At 44.6% G+C, this 20,408-nt stretch carries 22 protein-coding genes and 1 tRNA gene; 19 read left to right on the forward strand and 4 right to left on the reverse strand.

Annotated elements, in window-relative coordinates; all coding sequences use genetic code 11:
• Window positions 1-32 precede the first annotated feature (32 nt).
• Genes MDMS009_RS11255 through MDMS009_RS11290 form a run of 8 tightly spaced genes read left to right on the forward strand, consistent with a single transcriptional unit; the run spans window position 33 to window position 7,845 of the window.
• Window positions 33-953: an acyl-CoA desaturase gene (locus tag MDMS009_RS11255; RefSeq protein ID WP_008291751.1), complete on the forward strand. Its 921-nt coding sequence runs from the start codon at window positions 33-35 to the stop codon at window positions 951-953.
• Window positions 953-2,203 carry an NAD(P)/FAD-dependent oxidoreductase gene (locus tag MDMS009_RS11260; protein ID WP_043888225.1) on the forward strand — a complete coding sequence of 417 codons (1,251 nt, stop codon included), beginning with the start codon at window positions 953-955 and terminating at the stop codon, window positions 2,201-2,203. The genes MDMS009_RS11255 and MDMS009_RS11260 overlap by 1 nt, the downstream gene beginning before the upstream one ends.
• Entirely contained in the window at window positions 2,196-2,975 is a 780-nt protein-coding gene (locus MDMS009_RS11265; RefSeq protein ID WP_008291506.1) for a DUF1365 domain-containing protein, read from the forward strand. Before MDMS009_RS11260 ends, MDMS009_RS11265 begins: the two co-directional genes overlap by 8 nt.
• Window positions 2,972-4,237, forward strand: a complete 1,266-nt coding sequence (locus MDMS009_RS11270) for an SAM-dependent methyltransferase (RefSeq protein WP_008291230.1) — start codon at window positions 2,972-2,974, stop codon at window positions 4,235-4,237. The genes MDMS009_RS11265 and MDMS009_RS11270 overlap by 4 nt, the downstream gene beginning before the upstream one ends.
• On the forward strand, window positions 4,230-4,763 hold the full coding sequence (locus tag MDMS009_RS11275) for a DUF2878 domain-containing protein (RefSeq protein ID WP_008291249.1): 534 nt from the start codon (window positions 4,230-4,232) through the stop codon (window positions 4,761-4,763). Before MDMS009_RS11270 ends, MDMS009_RS11275 begins: the two co-directional genes overlap by 8 nt.
• Complete coding sequence (locus tag MDMS009_RS11280) at window positions 4,750-5,520, forward strand: DUF1295 domain-containing protein (protein ID WP_043888302.1); 771 nt, start codon at window positions 4,750-4,752, stop codon at window positions 5,518-5,520. Before MDMS009_RS11275 ends, MDMS009_RS11280 begins: the two co-directional genes overlap by 14 nt.
• Window positions 5,507-6,544 carry an SAM-dependent methyltransferase gene (locus tag MDMS009_RS11285; RefSeq protein ID WP_043888226.1) on the forward strand — a complete coding sequence of 346 codons (1,038 nt, stop codon included), beginning with the start codon at window positions 5,507-5,509 and terminating at the stop codon, window positions 6,542-6,544. The genes MDMS009_RS11280 and MDMS009_RS11285 overlap by 14 nt, the downstream gene beginning before the upstream one ends.
• Window positions 6,544-7,845 (forward strand): sensor histidine kinase, encoded by a 1,302-nt coding sequence (locus MDMS009_RS11290; protein ID WP_008291750.1) that lies wholly within the window; start codon window positions 6,544-6,546, stop codon window positions 7,843-7,845. The genes MDMS009_RS11285 and MDMS009_RS11290 overlap by 1 nt, the downstream gene beginning before the upstream one ends.
• On the opposite strand, the gene MDMS009_RS11295 is transcribed toward MDMS009_RS11290, so the two are convergent.
• The gene (locus MDMS009_RS11295; protein ID WP_036313958.1) at window positions 7,846-8,544 is read right to left on the reverse strand and encodes a response regulator transcription factor; all 699 of its coding nucleotides are present in this window, start codon (window positions 8,542-8,544) and stop codon (window positions 7,846-7,848) included.
• Window positions 8,545-8,700: 156 nt separating this feature from the next.
• Here MDMS009_RS11295 and MDMS009_RS11300 point away from each other — a divergent pair, with 156 nt between their 5' ends.
• The 5 genes from MDMS009_RS11300 to MDMS009_RS11320 all read left to right on the forward strand — a co-directional run bounded on the left by MDMS009_RS11300 (window position 8,701) and on the right by MDMS009_RS11320 (window position 13,252).
• Window positions 8,701-8,913, forward strand: coding sequence for a (2Fe-2S)-binding protein (locus MDMS009_RS11300; RefSeq protein WP_036313956.1), 213 nt, complete (start codon window positions 8,701-8,703; stop codon window positions 8,911-8,913).
• A gap of 329 nt (window positions 8,914-9,242) precedes the next feature.
• Window positions 9,243-9,722 (forward strand): bacterioferritin, encoded by a 480-nt coding sequence (gene bfr, locus MDMS009_RS11305; RefSeq protein ID WP_008291211.1) that lies wholly within the window; start codon window positions 9,243-9,245, stop codon window positions 9,720-9,722.
• A gap of 174 nt (window positions 9,723-9,896) precedes the next feature.
• A complete protein-coding gene (gene cfa, locus MDMS009_RS11310; RefSeq protein ID WP_008291626.1) occupies window positions 9,897-11,090 on the forward strand; it encodes a cyclopropane fatty acyl phospholipid synthase in 1,194 nt (397 codons plus the stop codon).
• Between the two features lie 36 nt (window positions 11,091-11,126).
• Window positions 11,127-12,500 carry an NfeD family protein gene (locus MDMS009_RS11315; RefSeq protein ID WP_008291427.1) on the forward strand — a complete coding sequence of 458 codons (1,374 nt, stop codon included), beginning with the start codon at window positions 11,127-11,129 and terminating at the stop codon, window positions 12,498-12,500.
• Window positions 12,497-13,252 (forward strand): slipin family protein, encoded by a 756-nt coding sequence (locus tag MDMS009_RS11320; protein ID WP_043888228.1) that lies wholly within the window; start codon window positions 12,497-12,499, stop codon window positions 13,250-13,252. Before MDMS009_RS11315 ends, MDMS009_RS11320 begins: the two co-directional genes overlap by 4 nt.
• On the opposite strand, the gene MDMS009_RS11325 is transcribed toward MDMS009_RS11320, so the two are convergent.
• Together MDMS009_RS11325 and MDMS009_RS11330 are read right to left on the reverse strand one after the other, a co-directional pair.
• Entirely contained in the window at window positions 13,253-14,614 is a 1,362-nt protein-coding gene (locus MDMS009_RS11325; RefSeq protein ID WP_008291385.1) for a class II fumarate hydratase, read from the reverse strand.
• Window positions 14,607-14,837: a DUF2789 domain-containing protein gene (locus tag MDMS009_RS11330; RefSeq protein WP_008291323.1), complete on the reverse strand. Its 231-nt coding sequence runs from the start codon at window positions 14,835-14,837 to the stop codon at window positions 14,607-14,609. Before MDMS009_RS11330 ends, MDMS009_RS11325 begins: the two co-directional genes overlap by 8 nt.
• Window positions 14,838-15,174: 337 nt before the next feature.
• Between MDMS009_RS11330 and MDMS009_RS11335 the strand changes: the two genes are divergently transcribed.
• The 4 genes from MDMS009_RS11335 to MDMS009_RS11350 all read left to right on the forward strand — a co-directional run bounded on the left by MDMS009_RS11335 (window position 15,175) and on the right by MDMS009_RS11350 (window position 18,290).
• A complete protein-coding gene (locus MDMS009_RS11335) occupies window positions 15,175-15,792 on the forward strand; it encodes a response regulator (protein ID WP_008291593.1) in 618 nt (205 codons plus the stop codon).
• A 251-nt stretch (window positions 15,793-16,043) separates the two neighbouring features.
• A complete protein-coding gene (locus MDMS009_RS16605; protein ID WP_272941075.1) occupies window positions 16,044-16,169 on the forward strand; it encodes a hypothetical protein in 126 nt (41 codons plus the stop codon).
• Entirely contained in the window at window positions 16,157-17,917 is a 1,761-nt protein-coding gene (locus MDMS009_RS15875) for a sensor histidine kinase (protein ID WP_008291782.1), read from the forward strand. The genes MDMS009_RS16605 and MDMS009_RS15875 overlap by 13 nt, the downstream gene beginning before the upstream one ends.
• On the forward strand, window positions 17,910-18,290 hold the full coding sequence (locus MDMS009_RS11350) for a response regulator transcription factor (protein ID WP_008291232.1): 381 nt from the start codon (window positions 17,910-17,912) through the stop codon (window positions 18,288-18,290). The genes MDMS009_RS15875 and MDMS009_RS11350 overlap by 8 nt, the downstream gene beginning before the upstream one ends.
• A gap of 92 nt (window positions 18,291-18,382) precedes the next feature.
• On the opposite strand, the gene MDMS009_RS11355 is transcribed toward MDMS009_RS11350, so the two are convergent.
• Window positions 18,383-18,467, reverse strand: a tRNA-Leu gene (locus MDMS009_RS11355).
• Window positions 18,468-18,651: 184 nt separating this feature from the next.
• Here MDMS009_RS11355 and queA point away from each other — a divergent pair.
• Entirely contained in the window at window positions 18,652-19,695 is a 1,044-nt protein-coding gene (gene queA, locus MDMS009_RS11360; protein WP_008291318.1) for a tRNA preQ1(34) S-adenosylmethionine ribosyltransferase-isomerase QueA, read from the forward strand.
• The gene (locus MDMS009_RS11365) at window positions 19,679-20,407 is read left to right on the forward strand and encodes an RNA methyltransferase (protein WP_052298170.1); all 729 of its coding nucleotides are present in this window, start codon (window positions 19,679-19,681) and stop codon (window positions 20,405-20,407) included. Before queA ends, MDMS009_RS11365 begins: the two co-directional genes overlap by 17 nt.
• Window position 20,408: the final 1 nt, after the last annotated feature.

Raw genomic sequence — 20,408 nt, forward strand, 5'->3', positions numbered from 1 at the left:
TAGGCTTGATGAGTATCTAATGAGAGTAACTTATGCGAGCAATACGTCACTGGTTTGATAGTAAACAGCGAACCGATTCCAATGAGTCGGGTAGTCGTGATATCGACTGGATGCGGATCATACCTTTCATCGCCTTGCATTTAGGCAGTCTGGCAGTGATTTGGGTGGGTGTTTCAGTGTTTGCCGTCACAGTCGCAGTGGCGTTGTATTTGCTGAGAATGTTTGCCATTACTGCTTTTTACCATCGTTTTTTCGCACATAAATCATTCAAAACATCACGTGTGGTTCAACTCACGTTCGCTGTGATAGGTGCCAGTGCAACCCAACGTGGCCCGCTATGGTGGGCTGCACATCATCGTAAACATCATCGGTTTGCTGATCAGCCGGATGACCCGCATTCACCCAAGCAAGGTTTCTGGTGGAGTCATATAGGCTGGTTTCTCAACAAACAGCATTTCAATACTGATTATGCAATGGTGCCTGAACTGGCGACCTATCCTGAGTTACGCTGGCTTGATAGGTTTGATATTGCTGTACCAATTCTTCTTGCTGTCAGTCTTTATGTGCTGGGCGAGATGATGGCAGCTTGGTTTCCATCAATGCAGACAAACGGTTGGCAATTAGTTGTCTGGGGCTATTGTATATCTACCATTGTGTTGCTTCATGCGACTTTGCTTATTAACTCACTAGCACACAAAATGGGTTCAAGACGTTACTACACACCCGATCACAGCCGTAATAATTTCTGGCTGGCATTACTCACTTTGGGGGAAGGCTGGCACAACAATCACCACTACCATGCGGCATCGGCCAGACAAGGTTTTTATTGGTGGGAAGTAGATATTAGTTACTATATTTTATCAATAATGAATAAGCTCGGATTAATCTGGGACATGCGGACAATCCCTGTTGCTAAACGAGATAGAAATCACCTGAGCAAGGACGTCGTTTAATGAGAATCGCTGTAGTGGGGGCCGGTATATCGGGACTGACCGCCGCTTGGTATTTATCCAAGCAGCACGATGTAACCGTTTTTGAAGCCAATGACTATATCGGCGGACACACCGACACCCACGAGATAAATGTGCTTGGGAAAAGTTGGGCAGTCGATACCGGCTTTATTGTTTTCAATGAACACAATTACCCAAACTTTAGTGCTCTGCTCAAGCAATTAGATGTCGACTCAGTGGCGACAGAAATGAGTTTTAGTGTCACTAACAGCGATTCTGGGCTGGAATACAATGCCACCAATTTGAACAAACTGTTTTGCCAGCGCAGGAATCTGTTTAATCCACGTTTTTACCAGATGTTGAGTGATCTTGTGCGCTTCTACCGACAGGCACCTGCTTTGCTGACGGAGCAGGACAATCAAGAAACTCTAGAGCAATACCTGAAAAAACATCATTACAGCGACATTTTTATCAATGATCATCTGCTACCGATGGCGTGTGCTTTGTGGTCAGGACCAAGTGCCAGTTTAATGACCATGCCAGCCCGTTTTCTGGTGGCGTTTATGGCCAATCACAAAATGCTGTCTATTGCCGGCAGGCCACAGTGGCGGGTTGTTAAAGGTGGATCTCGTCGTTATGTTGAAAAATTATTAGAAAAGCTCCCGGCAAACGTGCTGACATCCAGTCCGGTTCAGTACATCAATCGAGTTTATAACGGTGTTTCGCTGCGTGTTGCCGGTGAACAACTCGCCTTTGATGCGGTGGTGCTAGCCTGCCATTCGCACCAGGCCTTAGGCATGCTCTCAGAGCCAAGCCAAGCTGAACTGGAAGTTTTGGGGGGCATCGCCTATCAAGATAACCATATGCAACTTCATGCAGATGAGACGGTGTTACCTGTCGATCACAAGGCATGGGCCAGTTGGAACGTTCATGTCGGGAAAGCACTGAGCCAGCACTGCACGGTGTCTTATCATATGAATACATTACAGGGCTTGAATGCACCGGTTGAGTTTATTGTTTCGCTAAACTCAGCAGAGCGTGTGGATCCCGACAAGGTCTTTCTGGAACGGCACTATAGCCATCCGGTGTTTAACGAAAAGACCATACAATCACAACAACGCTGGGGTGAAATTTCAGGGCAGCAGCATACTTACTTTTGTGGTGCCTACTGGGGCTGGGGATTTCACGAAGATGGCGTAACAAGCGCACTGAATGTGGTCGAACAGGTTGCTGAGAGGGCATCACATGCTTAAGTCGGCAATCTACCGTGGCCACGTTAGTCACAAAAGATTACTACCCATCCAACATCAATTTACATACACCTTATCGATGGTGATGATGGATCTTGACCAGCTAGCGGATAGCTTCAAACAATCCCGCTGGTGGTCTTTGGAAAAATTTAATCTCATCAGTTTTTTCCGCAAAGATTATTTGGGGCGTAACAGGGGTGATCTGAAAACAGCGGTGCAAGCGCAGATCTTCAAAACTACGGGACAACACTTTGCCGGTAAGGTGTTTCTGCTGACTCAGCCGCGTTATCTGGGATTTGTCTTTAATCCGGTTAGTTTTTATTTCTGCTATAACGAAAAAAATCAGCTGGCTTATCTGCTAGCAGATATCAATAACACCCCATGGAATGAATGCCATTGCTATGTCTTAAGGGCAGAGTCTTCAATGAACGAAGTTCGCGCCCAGTTTGATAAGTCTTTTCATATTTCGCCTTTTATGCCAATGGATATGCAGTATGACTGGCGGTTTCATCTTACCGACGATCAACTGACCGTTCACATGACATTATTTCGCCACGCTGAGGAACAGTTTCATGTTGATATGACACTCCGGCCTCAGCCACTTACCAAGGCAAGTATGGCTGATTTACCCAAACGCTACCCCATACAAACTCTACGAATTGTAGGTCGTATTTATTGGCAAGCGATGAAGTTGTGGCTAAAGCGGGTACCTTTCTATACCCACCCAGATGCTGTTAGTCAGACCGACAAAACCCAAAACAGGGAAAAGTCATGAATTCCAAGATAGCAGTTATTTCAGCAGATAAAACCAAACCAAGTCGGTTTAGTCGGCTCTGTAAATTTTTGTTGTTAAAGCAGCTTGCTGATTTAACGGATGGTCATTTAACGATTTATACCGCAGATGAAGTCATTCACCTCGGTCAAGAAGGTGCCGACCTACAGGCCTGTATACATGTTAACGATGCCCATTTTTTTGAAGCGGCTGTTTTAGGGGGCTCAGTCGGCGCTGCTGAATCTTATATCTCTGGTGAGTGGAAAACGGATGATCTCACTAAGTTGGTACGACTATTGGTGAGAAATCGCCACCTGGTCGATGATATGGAAAAGGGGCTGGCGCGGTTCACGGGGTGGATGATGCAGGGAGTGCATTGGCTGCGTAAAAATACCCGAGAAGGTAGCCGTGACAATATCGCGGCACACTATGATTTGGGTAACGAGCTGTTTGAGTTGTTTCTGGACCGAGATCATATGATGTACTCCTCGGCGTTGTTTTTTGATGCAAGCGAGACACTGGAACAAGCCCAATTCAATAAACTAAGCCGTTTATGTGACAAACTCGATTTGCAGCCTGAAGATCATTTGCTTGAAATTGGCACTGGCTGGGGAGGCTGTGCCGTATTTGCTGCGTTGCACTATGGCTGTCGCGTGACCACGACGACGATTTCACGTGAGCAGTACGATCTCGCCAACAAACGCGTCAGCGAACTTGATTTAGAAGATAAAGTGACGGTATTGCTAGAGGATTATCGTGATCTGACGGGGCAATACGACAAATTGATTTCTATCGAAATGGTAGAGGCGGTAGGGCATCACTTTATTGATGACTACTTTCAGTGCTGTCATGACCTATTAAAGTCCGATGGTTTAGCCATCATTCAAGCGATTACGCTGGAAGACCATCGTTATCATCAAGCTATAAACAGCGTTGATTTCATTAAGCGTTATATTTTCCCTGGCAGTTTTATTCCCAGCGTTAGTGTTCTAGTCGAAGCCGCTGGCAGAGCCGAACTTAAATTAAGCAATCTTGAAGATATCGGCCCCAGTTATGCCAAAACATTGAATATTTGGCGTCAACGCTTTTTTCAACACATCGAGCAGGTCAGGGCGCTGGGCTACGATGAACAGTTTATCCGTATGTGGGAGTTTTACCTGTGCTACTGCGAAGGGGGCTTTATCGAACGCAGCATTAGCGATGTACATTTATTATTCAGTAAAACAGCTAATCGTAGAGCGCAGTGGATACCACGCAATGGCTAATATTCTGAATTTCCTTGCATTCCAGTTAGTCTGGTTCATCACTGTTCTCACTGCGGCCAAGGGCAGCAGCCTTTATGCGCTTGCTGCAGTCATTACCTTTGCCTTGTTGCAATTAACTTTTAGTCATTGTCGCTGGGCTGATGCAAAGCTTTTGGTGAGCGGTCTCGTGGTCGGCATGTTGTTAGATACTGTCTGGTTACACCTAGGCTGGATAGCTTATGCCGCTGATCCACAGACTGGTTTGCCGCCGATATGGATTGGGGCGTTGTGGCTGAATTTTATGCTTACCCTTAACCACTCATTAAACTGGCTTAAAAAACGCTACGGTCTGATCGTGATGTGTACCCTCGTTGCAGCACCATTGTCCTATTATGCCGGCAGTAAATTAGGGGCTGTGTTTTTGCTTGAGTTTGTTCCGGCGTTAGTGGCATTAGCATTGAGCTGGTCAATCGTTGTACCTATGTTTATGGCTTTCGCTGAGCGTTGGCAGCAGGCTGATAAGGAGACAATCTATGCTCATTACTAGCTATATGTTCGCGGTGATAGTGATGTTCCTGGGCTGGCTGTATGAGGGCAAAACGGATAATGCCGGCGTGGTCGATGTGCTATGGGCTGCTCTGATGAGTTTGATACCTGTTTATTACGCCTGGCAAGCCGACGGCGATGTACTCTTGAGAATAGTCGCTGCGGGGATAATGGGGATCTGGTATTTACGCTTGTGTGTGCATTTAAGTGGTCGCGTATTTGCTGAGGATGAAGATGGCCGTTACCGGTATTTGCGACAATACTGGGGTGAAAAAACACATCGAAATCATTTTTTCTTTTTCCAGTTTCAAGCAGTTCTCGCTTGGACATTCACGCTACCTGTGTGGTGGTTGAGCCAAGCTGAGCAAGCCAACCCTATCACTATCTTTGTGGCGCTGGTATTGGTCTTGTTTGCCAGTACCGGTGTCTATATTGCAGACAAGCAGTTGCAGTCATTTAGAGAAAATCCTGATAACAAAGGACAGGTCTGTGAAAAAGGCTTATGGTTTTATTCACGTCATCCCAACTATTTCTTTGAGTGGCTGCATTGGTTTGCTTACCCCATTCTTGGCCTAGGACTACTGGGAGGGGGCTGGCTGTGGTTAGCTCCTGTAGTCATGTTGGCTTTTTTGTATTTATTCACGGGCATTCCTTATACCGAGCAACAAGCAATACGCAGCAGAGGCGATGCTTACCGTCGTTATCAACGTACCACGAGTGCGTTTATTCCGTGGAGGAAAAAACATGCGAATGATTGATTTTGCGGAGAAAAAAATCGTACCGGATCCTTTGATCCGGGTTGGTATCAGGCAGCTTTTGAAAAAAAGGCTACAGGATGAAATGGCCTACGACCCAGAAGCGGCCAGCCTGAGGAAAAATGACTGTATTGATATGCTTCGGCAAAGTCCGATAGCTGTTGAAACAGAGGCAGCTAACCAACAGCACTATGAGGTACCCGCAGCGTTTTATGAAAAAGTGTTAGGCAAACATCTCAAATACAGCGGTTGTTTATGGGATGACGCTTGCCTGACTTTGGATGATGCAGAACGCGCGATGCTGGATCTTTATCTCAAACGTGCAGACCTAGCCAATGGACAGGATATTCTGGAACTCGGCTGTGGCTGGGGTTCGCTGACGCTGCATATGGCTGAAAAACTACCTTATGCACATATCACTGCGGTTTCGAACTCACAATCGCAACGACTTCACATCGATAAACAGTTAAAAGCACGTGGGCTGAGTAACGTCCGCATCATAACGTGTGATGTGAATGAGCTTGAGTTGGATGAACAATTTGATCGCATTGTGTCAGTTGAGATGTTTGAACACATGCGTAATTATCAGCGGCTGTTCGATAAAATAGGTCAGTGGCTTAGTCAGGACGGTAAACTCTTTGTCCATATATTTTGCCACCGTCATGTTGTTTATCCTTTCGAAACTGAGGGCGATGACAACTGGATGGGACGCTATTTTTTTACCGGCGGATTAATGCCATCAGCTGATACGTTATTGCATTTTCAGCAAACGATGCAGATAGAACGCCAATGGCTGGTGAATGGTAAGCACTATCAGAAAACCGCTGAAGCGTGGCTTGATAACACGGATAAACATCACGATGAGATTGTAAAGCTCTTTAGTGATGTTTACGGTGAAGAAGAAGCTAAAAAGTGGCTACAACGCTGGCGACTGTTTTTCATGGCCTGCGCCGAGTTGTTTGGTTATCGAGATGGCAATGAATGGCTAGTCGGTCATTACTTATTCACTAAGAAAATGGCAGGTTAATGGCTAAAACCAAAACAAATCTTCATGCCAAGCTGATTAAAGTTTTCCTGATCCAGGTGGCTTTAATTAGTGTAGTCACTATTGCTGGTATTTATGCAGCTAAAACCACGGTTGAAGATATTCTGGTGCGTGCAGCTTTGGAGGGAGAGGCCAGCCATTTTTGGTCTGTGCGTGAGCAACAACCCGACTTTCCGCTTCCAAATACGATGAACTTGAAAGCGTATCTAGCGATGAATGGTCAGACCCAACATTTGCCTGAAAGTTTGCAGACTCTCGAACCCGGCTTGCAACGAGCAAAATTAAATGGTGGAACCCCAATCGTTTATGTTGAAGATAAGGGGAGTCAAAGACTCTATCTCATTTTTGATGAAGTCAAGGTGTCCCGACTTGCGTTAGTGTTTGGTATTTTGCCATTGGCTGCCGTTTTGGTGGTGCTGTATTTATTGGCGTGGTTTGCTTATCGTCAATCGCATAAAGCGGTTTCCCCCATTGTTAAACTAGCTAAAGCGGTGGAAGAGGCTGAAGTTAAAGAAGGTCATCTAACTGATCTGGATTTACATGAACTACGTGAGTCACCTGATGAAGAAGTCAGTAGTCTGGTGAAGGCATTGGACCAGTTTACCGACCGGCTGGAACTGTTTATTGAGCGTGAACGCTTATTTACGCGAGATGCCAGCCACGAACTACGTACCCCGATTGCTGTGCTTCGCAGTGCGATGGAGTTACTCGAACGACGCTACCAAGTCGAAGAAGACAAAACCATAAGCCGAATCTATCGCACGCTCTATGATATGGAAGCCCTGATTGAAACCCTGTTGATACTGGCCAGAGAACAAGAGCAGGTGTTACCGACAAGCCGGGTACAGCTCAATGCGCTAGTGACAGAAGAAATCGATACCTTAAAGCTATTGTTTCAGGACAAGTCGCTGGTGGTGCAGATAGAAGAAACGGCAAAATTGGAACTTGATGCGCCCGAGAGAGTAGTACATATATTAGTAGGAAACTTAATCCGCAACGCTTTCAATTACACGCCGAAGGGCACTATAACGGTAAAAATATGGCAGCAGGGGTTTTCTGTCAGAGACAGTGGCGTTGGAATGGATAAGCAACAGGTCAAACAAGTGTTTAAGCCGTTTTACCGTGGTGAAAAGCAAAACCAAGCAGATGGATACGGTTTGGGCATGACTATCGTCAAGCGCCTGTGTAACCGCTATAACTGGCACTTAAGTATTTCCAGTGAATTAGGTTCTGGTACTGAAGTGAGTGTGCATTTTCCGAAATCACAAATCAGTAAAGACTGATTACAAATCTTTTTCCTCGCAGAGTTTGTAGCCAATGCCGGGGATCGTATGCAGTAAGTGTTGTTGGTAGGGTTTGTCTATAAGTTTGCGTAAGTTATACAAATGACTTCGTAAGGTATCGCTGTCAGGCGTATCTTCACCCCAAATTTCAGCTTCAAGTTTTTCTCGTGACACAAGGTTTGGCGACTCACGCATCAAAATACGCAGAATTTGTAGCATAATGGGTGATAATTTAATGGCTTCCCCAGACCGCGTCACCCGCATCGTCTTGGGCTCAAAAACCATATCGGCGATAGTGAGTGATTTGGTATCCATATCACCACGGTGGCGTCGAATATGTGAAATGAGGCGTGCTTCCAGTTCTTTCATTTCAAATGGTTTAATTAAATAATCATCGGCACCTTGTTCAAAGCCAGTTAGTTTGTCATCAAGGGTATCGCGAGCGGTGAGCATAATGATGGGCATATCTTGCTGTAACTCATTACGGATTCGCAGGCAGACCTCATAGCCGTCAATTCCTGGCATCATAATATCTAACACAATCGCATCAAACCGGTTTTGGCTGCATAACTGCAATGCGGTTATACCATCGGCAGCAAAATCAACCGTCATGCCACCGGCTTCAAGAAAATCGCCAATATTGGCGGCAAGATCCTGATGATCTTCTACAATAAGTACCGTTGCTGGATTGATTTTCATGCTATTCCTACCCTGACTTTATATCTTAGATTAAAGCATACCGTATGCCGTTGTGATGACATTGTGAATCTATCAATTTTTCATTAATAAAGTTGTTGACTTAATAAATAACAATCATTATCATTTAGAACAAGATTGAGATAACCGGGTGAAACTATGATCGTTTGTGTCTGCAACAATGTTAACTCAGAGATGATTCACACCTCTATAGATGACGGTGCGCGAACTGTTGAAGCGGTACGCCAGGATACCGGTGCATCCGATTGTTGTGGTAAGTGTCAGTTTAAAGTTAACCGTATGCTGCACGAACGGGAGCAAGCTGAATTGGCTGCGCTTGCACCCTGCATGTCAGAAGCGGTGTACTCTTAATCCTTCCTTAATTTGCGCAAGCATCAGTCGCCCTGGCAGTGTCGTCGCATCTTAGATTTCGCATTCCCACCTCTCATTTTCCAGATTCTGATACCCAAACAGCTTTCTTGTCATTTTGAAGAAATGGCCTAAGTTTTTCATTTCTAAAAAATAAATCAATTTCTGATTGTTTTGACCCGTCTCAATAATGACAAATGTGCTATTTCAGGCATACCAATCTAGATAAGAATAATTGCGATTTTATTTTTATATCAAGTGCTTAGCTTTGACATTTTGTATAAAAAAACGATAATCGTAGACGATGTTAATGATTGACAAGAGGTAGAGCCATGAAAGGCGATAAAAAAGTAATTGAGTTGTTAAATAAAGTGTTGGGGAATGAGCTTGTCGCCATTAATCAGTACTTCTTGCATGCCAAAATGTATCAAGATTGGGGACTAACCAATTTGTATGAGCATGAATATCATGAGTCGATCGATGAAATGAAACATGCAGACAAGCTGACTGAACGCATTTTGTTTTTGGAAGGCTTACCTAATCTTCAGGATTTAGGTGCCTTGCGAATCGGTGAAAATGTCAAAGAAATGCTCGAAGCCGACTTGGCGCTAGAGTTGGATGCGATTCCTGATCTTAAAACGGGCATTCAGTATGCTGAGTCTATTAGTGACTTTGGTTCAAGAGATCTCTTTCAATACATTCTGAACTCTGAAGAAGAGCATGTAGACTGGCTTGAAACGCAACTTGGCCTGATAGAAAAAATGGGCCTGCAAAACTATCATCAGGCTCAGATCGTTAAAGAAGCCGAATAAGATACAAAAGCCCCGAAAATACCGTATTTTCGGGGCTTTATCTTTTCCTCAAAACACTCAAATAACGTCACTATCGGCGGTTTCGATTGTAATCTCCCCAAGATCGCGGTAGCGTTATACTCAAGCAGGTTTATGTAATTTAATCAGGCTATTCTCTATGGGATGGGATACGGCATGGCTAGATTCAGGCAATACCAGCAAAAACTAGAGCATACATACAGCGGTTCAGGCTCATCAACAGCCACCTCGCTTGAGCCTCCAGGCGTGCTTGCTAAACTAGCTCAACAGGCAGGCGTGACGTTTAACGGCGATGCACCCTGGGACATCCAAGTTCATTCCGATGAAGTCTATCAACGTATTTTGACTCAGGGCTCGCTGGGTTTTGGCGAAAGTTATATGGATGGTCTGTGGGATTGCCTGTATCTGGATCAGCTATTCCATCGTCTGCTTAGTATCAATATTGAAGAAAAACTCGCTGGCTGGGGCCGCTTTCATCTCATGGTGCAAATCATGCGCCATCGTCTTTTCAATCTGCAGTCCAGCAAACGGGCATTTCAAGTCGGTGAACAGCATTACGATATCGGTAACGATGTTTTTGAAGCGATGCTGGATCCGACGATGAGCTATTCTTGCGGTTATTGGTATCAAGCCGAGGATTTGCAACAGGCACAAATCAATAAGCTCGATATGATTTGCCGTAAACTTCAACTTAAACCCGGCGAAAAATTACTCGAGATTGGCTGTGGCTGGGGAGGCCTAGCGCACTATGCTGCCAAACACTATGGTGTCGAAGTGCTCGGTATTACCATCTCAAAACAGCAACAAAAACTGGCTCAGGAACGCTGTGCAGGACTTCCGGTTGAGATTGCGCTGGTGGATTATCGTGATCTTGACGGTGAGTACGACAAAATCGTTTCAGTCGGTATGTTCGAGCATGTCGGAGAAAAAAATTATCCCGTTTACTTTGATACCGTGAATCGTTTGATGAAAAGCGATGGCTTATTCCTGTTACATACTATAGGTATATACAAAACGATTCACCGAGTTGATCCCTGGATTGATAAGTATATTTTCCCGAATGGGGATTTACCGTCAGCAGAACAGATAAGTTCTGTACTAAATCAGCGACTTATCATTGAAGATTGGCACAACTTTGGTCATGACTATTATCTGACTTTGATGGCATGGTGGAAAAATTTTGAGGCCTCCTGGCCAACGATTTCAGCTCAGTATGACGAGCGATTTTATCGAATGTGGAAATACTATCTACATAGCTGTGCCGGCTTTTTTAAAGCCCGCCAAGGTCAGCTTTGGCAAATTGTTCTGAGTAAACGTAACCGCGCTGACATATACCGTTCAGTACGCTGAACGAGAAGTACCGGTACTGCAAAAAGGAGCCGGAAAATGAAACACATGCTGTTCGCGTTGTTCAGTTTTGTTTGGGTCTGTTGCTTACCGGTTAATATCGCCGCAGCTGACTCAGAGCAAGCTTATATCATCGACATTGACGGCATTATCAGTCCGGCGACCGCTGATTATTTTACCCGTTCACTCGAAAAGGCGATCGATGCCAATGCAGCATTGTTTTTGGTGCGTTTGGATACCCCCGGCGGACTGGATGTATCAATGCGCGGGATGATTAAGCAAATCATCGCTTCTCCTGTTCCTATTGTCATGTATGTCACACCTGGCGGTGCAAGAGCTGCCAGTGCCGGAACCTATTTGCTTTATGCCAGCCATATTGCGGCGATGACACCAGCGACAAACCTAGGTGCTGCCACGCCGGTGCAATTAAAACCCTCTTTTATCTCCGATGAAGATAAATCACCACAGGAAAAAACAAACAAAGAGACCGAGCCAAATACCACCCGTTCAGATGATGCTATGACACGGAAAGTGGTCAATGATGCGGTGGCCTATATCAAAGGATTAGCCGATTTACACAACCGAAATAAAGATTGGGCTGAGAAAGCCGTCAGAGATGCTGCCAGTCTCACTGCTGAGGCTGCGTTAGAGTTAAAAGTGATTGATATTGTTGCTAACAACCAGCGTGATTTATTAGAACAGATAGATGGTCGTACGGTGTCTGTTTTAGGAGCTGATCGTGTTTTAAATACGCAATCGTTGACGTTAATTGAAGTATTGCCCGACTGGCGTAATAAAGTGCTGGCAGTCATTACCAACCCTAATATTGCTTATATTCTGATGATGATCGGGATTTATGGTTTGATTTTTGAATTTGCTAATCCCGGGTCAATTGTGCCGGGAACGATCGGTTCGATTTGTCTGCTACTGGCCTTATTCTCTTTGCAAATTTTGCCCATTAATTATGCGGGGTTAGCGCTGATCTTATTAGGCATTGCCTTGATGGTGGCAGAGGCTTTTCAGCCGAGTTTTGGTGTATTGGGGTTAGGTGGTGTGGCGGCCTTTGCTGTTGGATCTGTGATGTTAATTGATGTTGAGTTGCCAGGTTATGGCATAAACCTGGGCGTTATCGCTGGCTTTACGGTATCAACCGTCGCTTTTTTCCTGATGGCTCTGGGAATGGTGCTTCGTAATAGGAAGCAACAGGTAACGACAGGACAGGAGCAGATGATCGGCGCTACTTGTGTTGCTGTCGATGACATTATTGGACAGGGTAGGGTATGGGTACATGGTGAGCAGTGGACAGCGCGAAGTAAGCAACACTTAAAGAAAGGTGATCGTGCTGAAGTGCTCAATATGCACGGCTTAATACTGGAAGTGACACCCACTTCAACACAGGAGCACAAATCATGACATTACAAGTTTTGGGGGTGATTGTGGTTGCCGTATTGCTATTGATATTCAGTGCGGTAAGAATCCTGCGTGAATATGAGCGCGGCGTCGTGTTTTTATTGGGGCGCTTCTATAAAGTGAAAGGGCCCGGCTTTATCATCATCATTCCGTTTATCCAGCAGATTGTGCGAGTTGATCTAAGAACTATCGTGATGGATGTGCCCACGCAAGATGTGATTTCACAAGACAATGTGTCGGTTCATGTCAATGCCGTGGTGTATTTTCGTGTTGTGGATCCACAAAAGGCGATTATTCAGGTTGAGCACTATTACGATGCAACGAGCCAACTTGCTCAGACCACTTTGCGATCAGTATTGGGGCAACATGAGTTGGACGAAATGTTGTCCGAGCGTGATCAACTAAATAATGATATTCAGGCCATTCTTGATTCTCAGACAGATGCCTGGGGGATTAAAGTCGCTAATGTTGAAATTAAACATGTGGATCTGGATGAGAGCATGATTCGGGCGATTGCTAAACAGGCCGAGGCTGAGCGTAATCGGCGTGCCAAAGTGATTCATGCTGAAGGTGAATTGCAAGCGTCTGAAAAATTACTCGCGGCGGCTGAGATATTGGCGAAACAACCGCAGGCGATACAACTACGTTATCTGCAAACCTTAACAGAAATTGCGGGCGATAAATCGTCCACGATTGTGTTTCCTTTACCCTTAGATATTTTGGATACCTTGAAAAAAGCTACAGATAAAACATAATTACTCTGGTGTTTTGGGGGACACCATCTGTTCTGGGCGAATCAGTTGATCAAATTCGTTTTGTGTCAGTAAACCAGCGTTGAGCACTTCTTCACGCAATGTCGTGTTATTTTGAGCTGCTATTTTGACGATCTCAGCGGCTTTATCATAGCCGATAAGTGGTGTTAGTACGGTTACCAGCATCAGGCTTTTATCCATCATCGCGGCAAGCTGTGGCGTATTGGCTTGAATACCTTGTACACAAAACGTATCAAAACTGACAATTGCATCCGTTAAAAGCCGTAATGATTGCAGAATGTTATAAGCCATAACGGGCTTGAAAGTGTTTAGTTGTAACTGCCCTTGAGCCCCGGCTACAGTAATCGTTGTGTGGTTTCCCATTACTTGAGCACACACCATATTCAACATTTCACATTGTGACGGGTTTACTTTTCCCGGCATGATTGATGAGCCGGGTTCATTAGCCGGTAAATGGAGCTCAGCTAACCCACATCGTGGTCCAGAAGCCAGCAGCCGTATGTCACTCGCTATTTTATTGAGTGCCGTCGCCAGTGTGTTCAGGCTGCCTGATAATTGAACGACGGCATCATGCGAAGCTTGGCTTGCGAAATGATTTTGCGTAGGTTGAAACTGCAAGCCAGTCAGGTCATTGAGTTGCTGACAAAATGCTTCGCTGAAACCTGAGACGGTGTTAACGCCGGTTCCCACAGCTGTTCCGCCTATGGTCAATTCAGATATGACGGTGAGTTGTTGTTTGATCGACGTTGTGGCTTGTTTGATCTGAAAGGCAAAGGCTGAAAACTCTTGTCCCAGTGTGATGGGGGTGGCATCTTGCAGATGCGTTCGACCACTTTTGAGCAGCGAATGCCATGTATCGGCTTTTTCTGAGAAACGTTGCGCTAAGCGTTCAAGTGCAGGGAGTAACTCTCTTGTGATGAGCAGTGTGCAGGCAATATGCAAAGCCGTAGGAAAGCTATCATTGGTTGATTGGCTACGATTGCAATGGTCATTAGCATGAACGCTATTCGAGCTTGCGAGGTTATGATTAGCGATATTCGCTAATACTTCATTCACGTTCATATTTGTTTGCGTGCCAGAGCCTGACTGCCAGACAGATAGCGGGAAATGCTGATCTAATTCGCCCTTTATTAATGCTTGAGCTGCCGTCATGATGGCGCTGGCAATATCTGAGCTTATTAAGTCTTGCTGCTGATTAACGGCCGCAGCGCAGTATTTGACCATGCCGTATGCATGAAGGAGTTCTGCTGGGAATGTTTCTGTGCCAACCCGGAAATGTTTTAAGGCAATGGTTGTTTGTTTACCCCACTTAGCATGTTGGCTGATGTGGCTAGAGTTAGTCATGAAGCATAAGGTTGAGTTGATCGACCACTTCAGCCCAGTCAGAGTCTTCGCTAAGACATTCCTGGATAAATGCAGATTGGGCTGATGTCCAGAAACTGGCATCTTGCAACTTTTCATCGTGAGCAAGCTTATTTTTCTGAACGAACGCATCGATCGACGCGTTGCTATTATCCAAGCCTAATTGAAGAAAAAGGTTTTCCAGTGAGTGAAAGCTTGATTCCATTTCACACTCCCATTGTTAGACAACGTACCTTCCTCCAAGCTTACGCGGTTAATATATCTGATGGAAGTCACAGCATCGTCAGCCAGCTACCAGTAATATTGAGCAGTTGTTTTTTATAAAATTTGAGGAAACTCCATTTTGCCCGTCATCATCAACTTAGATATAGTGAAAAATCTTGTATGGTAAAATGACGTACATTCTAAAATATATATAAAAAACAGAAATTTATTTTCACTATAGCTTAAACTTGATGTGCGACGAATACCCCCTTTAGCGGGTTAGATGGATTGAGGTTATTATGCCGCGCAAAACTTAAATTCAAAAGAGCCGTGATTTTATGGATGAAAAGCTTTATACAACGACGCAGGCGGCTAAGATTTTTGGGGTTACCCCTCGCACCATTCAAATGTGGGCGGATAGTCACCTGATTGAAGTGACTAAGACGCTGGGTGGGCATCGCCGTATTCCTGCGCGAGAGATCGAACGTTTAGCAGTAAAGCTTGGTAAAAATTTACCAAAGAACACAGAAACAGCTAACTCCACTGAGTCAGCGCCTAGGCCGGAAACATTGGATGGTAGCTTACGTATCATGCTGGTTGATGATGATAAAGATTTGCTCAAACTTTATCAGATGCAGATTGATAGCTGGCAAACGCCCAGAACACAAGTATTTCTTGCTAGTGATGGGTATGAAGCGTTACTGCAAATCGGTGCTATAAAACCTGAAATTGTGATTACTGATCTAAAAATGCCTCGAATGGATGGCAGCCACATGATCAAATGTATTCAACAAAACCCGGACATGGCGCATTGCCAGATTGTGGTGGTAACCGGCTTAAATAAAGACGAAATCTATCATCAATTCGAATTGCCAGAGAATGTGGTTGTTGAGGAAAAACCGATTTCTTTCGCTCGAATTCAGCGTCTGGTCAATGATTACATCGCAAGCAAATAGTGGCTAACAAAGTCTTGCTCGAATTATAAATGTCATTCTCCGTTAGGAGCAGTCGGTAACGTAAAAGCAGGGTTACCGTTCGCGAGATAATCATCAGTTTTTGAAAAAAAGCGAAAACGTACTATGATTCAACGGGCTCAGGCGATATGGATGATAGGGATATGGATATGGATATTCTTCACGGGTACAACACAAAAAACGACCTATTTAGTCTTTATCGAACTAGATTCACGTTTTTGTTTCCAGCATCAGTGGCTTCACTGCGTACACAGCAAGCAAAATTAGCATCGGTAGCATCAGCCCAACGTTTGGCTGATAGTAAAGCCCCTTCGAACAACGAAATCATGGCACAAATGGATGTGGCATGCGTCAACTAATTAGCTACTTTCATGGCTCGTTTCGAAATAAATTACTCGCGTTGATTGCATTGATTTTTATTCCCTTTCTGCTCGTGCTTTTTTTAACTAGTCAGAAGATTATGACTGCCTCGCTAAGTAAACAGTTTTATACCCATACTGAAAATCTTAGTGAAGTCATTAGAACAAGCATAAAACCACTAATTCTGACTGATAATCTGGTCGCTATTGATGAGGTCACACGATCACTTTTACAGCTTCAAGATGTCGCCTTTATTCGTGTTTTCTCTTATGACCAAGCGATTCTTGAGGTACATCGAGACACATACCCACAGCGTCAATTCCAATTAGATAAACAGTTACTGGCAGCGACCGATGGTTACTATGATGTGGAATATATTTTTCAAGTGGAAAACACGGCAGTAGGCAAGGTGCAGGTTAGCTTTTCTATCAATCAACAACGAGCCCTGTTGATGGATGCTAATCAGAAGTTGGTGATGACAGCTGTGGTGATGACCTCAATTGGTTTGTTGTTGACATGGCTGTTAGCTGAACAAGTGTCTAATAAAATACGATTACTTGAACATGCCTCAAACCGCATCGCGCGGGGTGATGCACGGGTGACGTTGCCACTTGATGGTCATGACGAAATTGCCAGAACGGGTCGTGCTTTTAAAAACATGATGCACCAAATTAAAGAAAAGTATGAGGCACTTAATTTAAGTCCCGATGGCATTTTAATTGTGTCAGCTCAACATTTAATCACCTACACCAACCCTGCATTACACGCCATGTTTGGCTCACATGTAAAACACCTGATAGGTCAGACATTAAATGAGTTTGAACAATTATTACTCCGTACCATAGATAAAAAAAGTCATGAAGCAGTTGAATCTCTAGAGGACTTATTGCAGCTAACTGAGTTTCGTGTTCATTTGCCAGATTTTAAGGTACTGAAATGTATTAAAAAGCGTGTAAATACCAATGCTGGGGATGCTTTTTCAGAAGTGTTTTATCTGCGAGATATTACCCACGAAAGTGAAATCGATAGAATGAAAAGTGAATTCCTTACCACTGCTGCTCACGAGTTAAGGACACCGCTCGCAAGTGTCATGGGGTACAGTGAATTATTAATGGTAAATGAATACCCTGAAGAAAAAACAAAGTTCGTTGCTGACACCATTAACCGCCAAGCTCAAAACCTCAAGCATTTAGTGGATGATTTATTAGATATAGCGAAAATTGAGGCGCGTAGTAATGCTGTATTGGAGCTGAATCACGGTAATGTTCAACAACTCGTAAAAGACTGTTGTGATTACATTGCGGCTACGAGTAGCCACTGTGAGTTGATATTTGAGCCAGATAACTGTGCGTGGCCGATTATTGAATTTGATGAGCACAAGCTAGAACAGGCTGTGATGAATATTTTATCTAATGCGTATAAATATTCTAAACAGAACGGTATTGTCATCGTGGACACAGTCGTTATCAATCAAGAAATTGATGGGCTTAGCTGGTTCGGCATCCGTATAACTGATCAAGGTATCGGTATGAATCAAACGCAGTTGTCGCGTGTAGGCGAAAAATTTTACCGTGCCGATAATGCCGGCTCGGTTCCGGGAACAGGCCTTGGCATGGCACTTACTTGCGAAATTTTGGCATTACACAGTGGCCATCTTGATATTACCAGTCAGCCCAACCAAGGCACGCAAGTGACGTTGTGGATACCAACTTTTGAAGCGGATATAAAAGTGAGGGGGTATGGCTAAAAGGCAAAAACTATTGATTGTTGATGATCATGCTGAATTACGTACCTTAATAAAGATGACGCTTGAACACAGTGATTACCAACTGTTTGAAACGGACAGCGGTGAAGGTGCCTTGCAACTCGTCGCTGAAACTCAGCCAGATGTGATTATTCTGGATATTATGATGCCCGGTAAAATAGATGGCATTGAGGTTTGCCGCCAAATAAAAAGTAATCCCGCGACAGCGGCTACTAAAGTGATTCTGTTAAGTGCAAAAGGTCAAAAAAAGGATATTCAAGCAGGCGATGATGCCGGTGCCGATGCCTATTTTATCAAGCCATTCAGCCCAACGAGTTTGCTGGAAGCAATTCAATTCACACAAAATTGTCGTTAACGTCATTCGCTGTAAGGTATATTGCAAACAACGCGAATGAGCGAGACAACATTAATTAAGTGTGGTGAATTTTTTCTGAGGAAAGTTAAGGTTGGTACCGAGGGCGAGAATCGAACTCGCACTTCCGAAGAAACCGGATTTTGAATCCGGCGCGTCTACCAGTTCCGCCACCCCGGCAACCTTAAGAGCGAGATTATAACGCCCGTTAAGACTGATTGGAAGCCTGAATTTTATTATTCAGCGGGATTTGTCTCTAAGCGACTGATTCTTTGTTAAATTCGTTGATAAATTCATTTTCTTATTGTGCCGATTCAACGAAAACATCTGCTTTATAGACAGAGTTTTTGCTATTATCGCGCTCATGAAAACCAGCGATTTCCGATTTGATCTGCCTGAAGAGCTGATCGCCCAATATCCCTCAACTGATCGTACTGCCAGCCGCTTATTGGCGCTGGATGGCAATACAGGTCAAGTGCAGGATTTAAACTTTACCGATCTTTTAAATCAGTTAGATTCGAAAGACTTGCTTGTCTTTAACAACACGAAAGTCATTCCAGCCAGATTACTTGGCCACAAAGAGACTGGTGGTAAAGTAGAGGTATTAGTGGAGCGTGTTTTAGATCACGAGCGTGTTTTAGCTCATGTTCGAAGCAGTAAATCACCTAGTCAGGGGAGGCGTCTACAGCTAGAAGGCTCGCTTGAGGTTGAAGTACTTGCTCGCCATGATGCCTTGTTTGAACTACGATTTTTGAATACTGACTCGGTGGTGGATGCGTTGGAATCTTATGGCCGCATGCCATTGCCACCTTATATTGAACGTGATGTTGATAAAGCGGATCTGGAACGTTATCAGACGGTTTATGCACAACATGTGGGCGCTGTTGCTGCGCCAACGGCTGGCTTACACTTTGATCAAGCCTTATTGGCGCAAATTAAAGAAATGGGCATTGAAACCGCTGAGCTCACTTTGCATGTAGGCGCTGGAACATTTCAACCCGTTCGTGTCGATGATATTCGTTCCCATCAAATGCACAGCGAAGTCATTGAGGTGAGTGAGCAAGTTTGTCAGCAGGTTAAAGCTGCCCGAGCCCGTGGTGGTCGAGTGATTGCCGTCGGAACGACCAGTGTCAGGGCCTTAGAAAGCGCTTCACAATCGGGTGAAATTTCACCATTTGAAGGCGAAACGGACATTTTTATTTATCCGGGCTATCAATTCAAAAGTGTTGATGCGATGGTGACAAATTTTCATCTATCTGAGTCGACGTTATTAATGTTGGTGTCAGCATTTGCTAGTCGTTCTCATATATTGAATGCTTATCAGCATGCCGTAGAACAACGTTACCGTTTTTTCAGCTATGGCGATGCCATGTTTATTACAAGGAATACCGATGACATCAATGGATAACATCCGTTTTGTTTTAGTGGGCACCACGCACCCGGGAAATATTGGCGCGGCGGCGCGAGCCATGAAAACGATGGGCTTATCAAATCTGCATCTGGTATCGCCAAAGCTCTATCCAAGTGCAGAAGCCACAGCACGTGCTTCCGGTGCTGACGATATCCTTCACACCGCGCAGGTTCATGATAGTCTCGACGAGGCTTTAGTTGGTTGCCACCATGCTTTTGCTATGAGTGCACGCTTGCGTCACTTGCCAGTTCCAGTTGTGAACCCGCGACAGGCTGTCGAGCAACTTGAAAAGTTCGATGACAATACCCACATAGCTATTGTATTCGGAAGAGAACACTCAGGGTTGTCGAACGAAGAATTGGATCGCTGCCAATATTTGATAAACATTCCAGCCAATCCAGATTATAGTTCATTAAATCTGGCCGCTGCGGTGCAGGTTTTGGCCTATGAGTTGAAGATGAGCTTTCAACCACAGATTGATTTCGGCAGAATTGGCGAACAGCGAGAAGCCATTACCAACGATGATCTTGCTCATTTATACGACCATTTTGAGCGATCTCTTACCACCATCGGTTTTCTGGATCCTGAAAACCCGCGTCATCTCATGCGCCGCATCAAGCGTTTGTTTAATCGGGCGGATCTAGATAAGAATGAACTGCACATTATGCATGGCATTTTGCGCGCCGCTGAGACTAAAGCGAAGGAGTAGT

Source organism: Methylophaga thiooxydans DMS010, from assembly GCF_000156355.1.
Lineage (GTDB): Bacteria > Pseudomonadota > Gammaproteobacteria > Nitrosococcales > Methylophagaceae > Methylophaga > Methylophaga thiooxydans.